Source organism: Mucilaginibacter sp., from assembly GCF_036383575.1.
Taxonomy (GTDB): Bacteria; Bacteroidota; Bacteroidia; order Sphingobacteriales; family Sphingobacteriaceae; genus Mucilaginibacter.
In genome coordinates, this window is record NZ_DASVOB010000718.1 from 1 (window position 1) to 4,916 (window position 4,916).

The following is a 4,916-nucleotide window of genomic DNA, read 5'->3' on the forward strand; positions in this document are numbered from 1 at the left end:
CCGGGTGTTAAAACAGGTGATTGATAATAACTATGCCGATCTTTATTTTACCGAGATGGAAGAACGGAAAAGTTTCAAATACCCGCCCTTCTATCGCATTATCAACCTTGATATCAAACATAAAAATCCCGATGTACTCTATAACCAGGCCGAATATCTTGGCGCGCGTCTCAGGGAGCATTTTGGTGAACGGGTGATAGGGCCCGAGCAGCCGCTCATCAGTAGGATCCGTAATTACTATATCAAAAGCATCATGCTCAAGTTTGAGAAAGACGGCATCTCCATAGTAAAAGCAAAGTCTGCTTTAAAAGATGTGATCACCCAGTATTACACAACCAAGCTTAGCACGGGGAGTATAGTACAGCCCGATGTTGATCCGTATTAATGCGTTTAATCGGAAGCTTGTCAAAAACACGTGATTGCGAGGTACGAAGCAATCGCACGTAAGCATGTCTGCCATATATAGTTCGCGATTGCTTCGTGCCTCGCAATGACGTGTAGGAGAGATGTAATTACTTTTCTAACTCTAATCCCCAGTCTTTTCCTTTGTCAACAGCAGGTACGCCCTTATCCATCCAAACAGGTAATGGAGCGCCCTTTAAAAAGTGATCAAAAAATTGTTGCTCACGTATAGTAATATCTTTCTTGTTTTGACGCAGTACCAGGTTATGGGCTTCTCCGTTATATTGCAATAGCCAAACAGGTTTGCCCAACCTGCGTAAGGCAGTAAACATTTCAATGCCCTGGTACCATGGCACAGCCCCATCTGCATCATTGCTCATGATCATTACCGGCGTTTTTACTTTAGGTAACTGAAATAAAGGCGAGTTTTCGATATATAACTCTGGTTTTTCCCAAAGCGTGGCGCCAATCCGGCTTTGTGATTTTTCGTACTGGAACTGTCTGTTCAATCCCGATTCCCAGCGGATACCGCCATAAGCCGATGTCATGTTGGCTACCGGTGCACCGGCCCATGCGGCTGCGTACATATTCGTTTGTGTAATGAGATAAGCTACCTGATAGCCGCCCCAGCTTTGGCCTTGTATGCCGATGTGAGCAGCATCAACCCAGGTATTTTTCTTTAAAGCTTCAACCCCCGAATTGATAAATTCAACTGCCGAAGCACCCGGATGCCCGGTTTGATAGCTGATGTCAGGCGCAAAAACTAAATAGCCGTTACTTACAAAAAATGAGATGGGCAAGCGAGAGGGGGTAGGTGCAGGCGCTATATAATTAAAAAGCCCGTCCGAAAGTTTCTCGTAAAAATATACTACCATCGGATACTTTTTGGTCGGGTCAAAATCTTCAGGTTTATAGAGGATTCCTTTAGATTGATAGCCTTTAGGTGTTGTCCATCTTACAAGTTCGGCAGTGCCCCAGTTGTATTCACTTTGTTGTGGGTTGATGCTGCTCAGTTTGATCTCTTTTTTCAGATCGGCTGACAGATATAAGTCGGGCGATTGCTTATAGTTTGCCTTGGTGTAAATATAAACGTCTGCGTTTTTAGCTTTTAAGAGGTTGTCATAGCTCACCGGAGCGATGATAATCTTTTCGGGCTGATTGTTGGCTTCAGGAAACTTCCGGAAATATCCCCATTGCTTGGTTTCTTCATTTTGAGTTAAAAGCCACATCGGTTCTTTCAGCGGGATGAACTTTTGCTCCGGATCGGTTTGATCATACCTGATGATGAACTTGTTTTTGCGGCCGATGCCTTGGGTGAAATTGAAGGTATCGCCGGTTGCCGGGTCAAAGCGCCAGATATCGTACCGGTCATAAATAAACACAGCCTTATCGCCCGCTGCCCAACCTGCTACACCGTAAGGCGAAGCATAGCCGGGAACATCGTTCAGCTCATCACCCATTTTTGTTCCGGTTGATTTGCTCAGGTTTATCTTTTGCCCGGTTGCAATGGTATAGCAATACCAGGCCTGGTCTTTTACGTCAAACCAAAGCACGTAATTGCCATGCGGTGAGATATAATAACGCCCCATGGATGTATTGATTAACCTGTGATTACCACTTTTGGTATCAATTAAAATAGCTTGTTGTTTGGTGCTGCCTTCCCATTGGGCAGCTACGCGGGCTCCCGTATCCGTAACACCTAAAACATAACGGGCATCTTTATTTTCGGCAATTAATATCTCAGGAATGGCTTTGCTGCCTAACTGAACAGTTTTGCTGGTTGTTTCTTCGGGTTTTATGACGGCAGGATAGCTGCGTTTTAATTCAGTTTGAAGGTTTTTGAGCTGCTGCGGCTGTAGGTAATCATCTTTGTAATTCCAGATATCCAGTTTGGCTATTTCAAAATCAACCAAGGTAGTATCGGCAGGTTTCGGGATAGGGGCGGTGCCAAAGAAAAGGTTGTTGCCGCTTTTGCTGAAGCTTACCTTACTATCGCCGCTTACGGCCCAATTGTTAGGTATACTGGCAGATCCGGCAGCAGCGATAACTTCCGCGCTGTCTTTCGCTGCGTTGTAATAATAGAGTTTAAAGGATTTTACCAGTGCCTTTTCAGGGTTCTTTTCGGCGGTGAACGCTACCTGCCGACCGGCATCGTCAATGCTGATATTATGGTAGTTTCCCCTGCCAGTGCTTAAGCGCTTAAGGGTGTTTTTCTCCGAATCAAATAAATACAGGCCTGATGTAGTTTCCTTTTGTTTGGCTGGCGCTGTAACAGCAAAAGCTATCCATTTGCCGTTTTTACTTACCTGGTATTCGGTAACATATTTAAAAGTTCGTTCGGTGCCGGTTTTTAATTTTCTGACTGACAGATCAGCACCATCATGCGTGGGCGGGGCAACGGTAGCAGCTACTGCTTTTTTTGAAGTATCGCTTGCCGATGTTTTTTTAAGTGTATCAGCCGTAGCCAAGTAAGCAATAACGGGTGCATCCTCGGCTATTTTAAAGGAGCGGATAGCCGGAACTTTAATCACGGCTGATGACCCTAATGTAATTATACCCAAAGTATCTTTGGGGAAATCCGATTGTTTTTTCTTCTTTATTTTGGCCAGCCTGGTATCCTTATAAAACGGCCGGATGAGACATACAGCAAACTTTGAATCGCTGCTCATCTTAATGGTATCGGCTCTTGGAATTTTTACCGAAGTAGTGTTTTTTGAATCTTTTATGATCAGCTCTGCATCGCCCTGCTGGGGTTTTATGACATAGCCTATCCATTTACCATCGTTGCTGACGCGTTGCCCTGCTACACTTTGCCATCCGTCAAAAACAGAATGATCTAAAGGTTTTTTACCCGGGCTTTGAGCAAATACATGAAAACCAGTAGCCAGTAACAGGCTGGTTGAGAGTAAAAGTTTACGCATACAGGAAAGATGTCAAAACCTAAATATGCTGAAAACTTACGGTTTAATGAAATAAGCTACGGGAAAGTTACAATGGAATGAGTGAAAGAATTAATTATGTTGAAGAAGAAAACTTACGAAGTTTTTGAAACTTCGTAAGTTTGGTCAAGAACTATCAAGGTCATCCCCTGATCAGAGAAATCAGGGTTCAACCTTTACCTCAAATTAGCACATCGCTTTATTCAAAGCGCGGATAGCTTCGTTAAAATCTTCGCGGGCTACTAAAAACTGGATATTTACCATTCTTAAAGCAAAGCCGCAGCTTTTGATATTGATGCCGTTTTGGGCCAGTGCGGTAGCTGATTTCGCCAGTAAGCCCGGCTGATCCATATTGGAACCTATTAAGCAAACCATCGCTATTTTTTCAACAGCAACCTTTTCGTAATTATCCTCCAATTCGCTGATCAGCTTTTTGTTGTAGTCTTTTTCCCATATCACTATCGAGATGCTGTTAGCGCTGGTAGCCTTAAAGCTGTAACTAACGCCAAATTTGTAAAACAGCTGCATGATATGGAAGTCGGTACCAACGTTGCCCACCATAGATGGATCATAAATGTCGATCATGATCACCCTGTCGGTACCGGTTATCACCTCAACGCGTTTTTTATCGCAGATATATTCGCGGGTGATCAGTGTTCCCGGGTGCTCCGGCTGGAACGTATTCTTGATCCGCAGGTCGATGTCGTTTATTTCCAGCGGTTTCGATGCCTTGGGGTGGATGGCCTCCATACCCACATCAGCCAGCTGATCGGCAACATCATAATTGGTGTTACCTACCGGGGAACAGTTTTCAACACCAACAAGTTGCGGATCGGCCGTACAAAGGTGGTATTCTTTGTGAATGATGGCTTCCTGCGGTTTTACAGCAACCGCAATTTTGCTGAAAGTAACTTCAGAGTAGCCACGATCAAACTCGCGCATAATACCTTCGGTACCCTTAGCATAGCCGGTAACAATGGTGATGGTTTTTTCAAAATCAATATGGGCAAGGTCTTTTTTAATGCGCTGATCAATGGTTAACGCACGATGATCATGAAATCCGCTCAGGTCCACCAGCGTAGCATTGATCCCCATGTTTTGCAGGATATTGGTAAAGTTAAATGCCGAATGACTTTCACCTATCGATGCCAGGATCTCGCGGGCGGCCTGCAAAATGCCTTCTTTACCTACGTAACCCGAAGCCAGGATATTTGCCAGGTTTTCAAGATAGGTTTGCGCGTCTTTGATCCTTGTTTCAATGTACTTATCGGCTTCAGCTATGTTCAAACCAAGGCTCTCGTAAGTTTTGTTGATCTGCTTTAGGCGGGTAATAAGTTGTTTAAGCGGTGTATGGAAATCCTTGTAATTAGCAAGCTTGTGATATACACCTGGTGCACCTGTCTTTTTGTTTTCGAGCAGGAGGTTGGTTACCCCCGAAAATGCCGATACTACAAATATGCGGTTATAAAGTTGCTCCCCGCTGCGTTCAAACAGGATGATGTTTTTGATCACATCACCCAAAGCGGTCATGGATGTACCGCCAATTTTTTCTACTGTTAACATTTTATATTGAAA

2 protein-coding genes and 1 pseudogene are annotated in these 4,916 nt (G+C 44.1%); 1 reads left to right on the top strand and 2 read right to left on the bottom strand.

What is annotated here, in order from left to right:
* A pseudogene (locus VF500_RS25750) lies at positions 1-385 on the top strand (primosomal protein N'); the annotation flags it as partial.
* A gap of 127 nt (positions 386-512) precedes the next feature.
* On the opposite strand, the gene VF500_RS25755 reads toward VF500_RS25750, so the two are convergent.
* Both VF500_RS25755 and VF500_RS25760 read right to left on the bottom strand, forming a co-directional pair.
* A complete protein-coding gene (locus VF500_RS25755) occupies positions 513-3,323 on the bottom strand; it encodes a S9 family peptidase (protein ID WP_330862406.1) in 2,811 nt (936 codons plus the stop codon).
* 204 nt (positions 3,324-3,527) lie between these two features.
* Positions 3,528-4,916 (bottom strand): aspartate kinase (locus tag VF500_RS25760; RefSeq protein WP_330862407.1); only part of this gene is annotated, 1,389 nt, incomplete at its 5' end.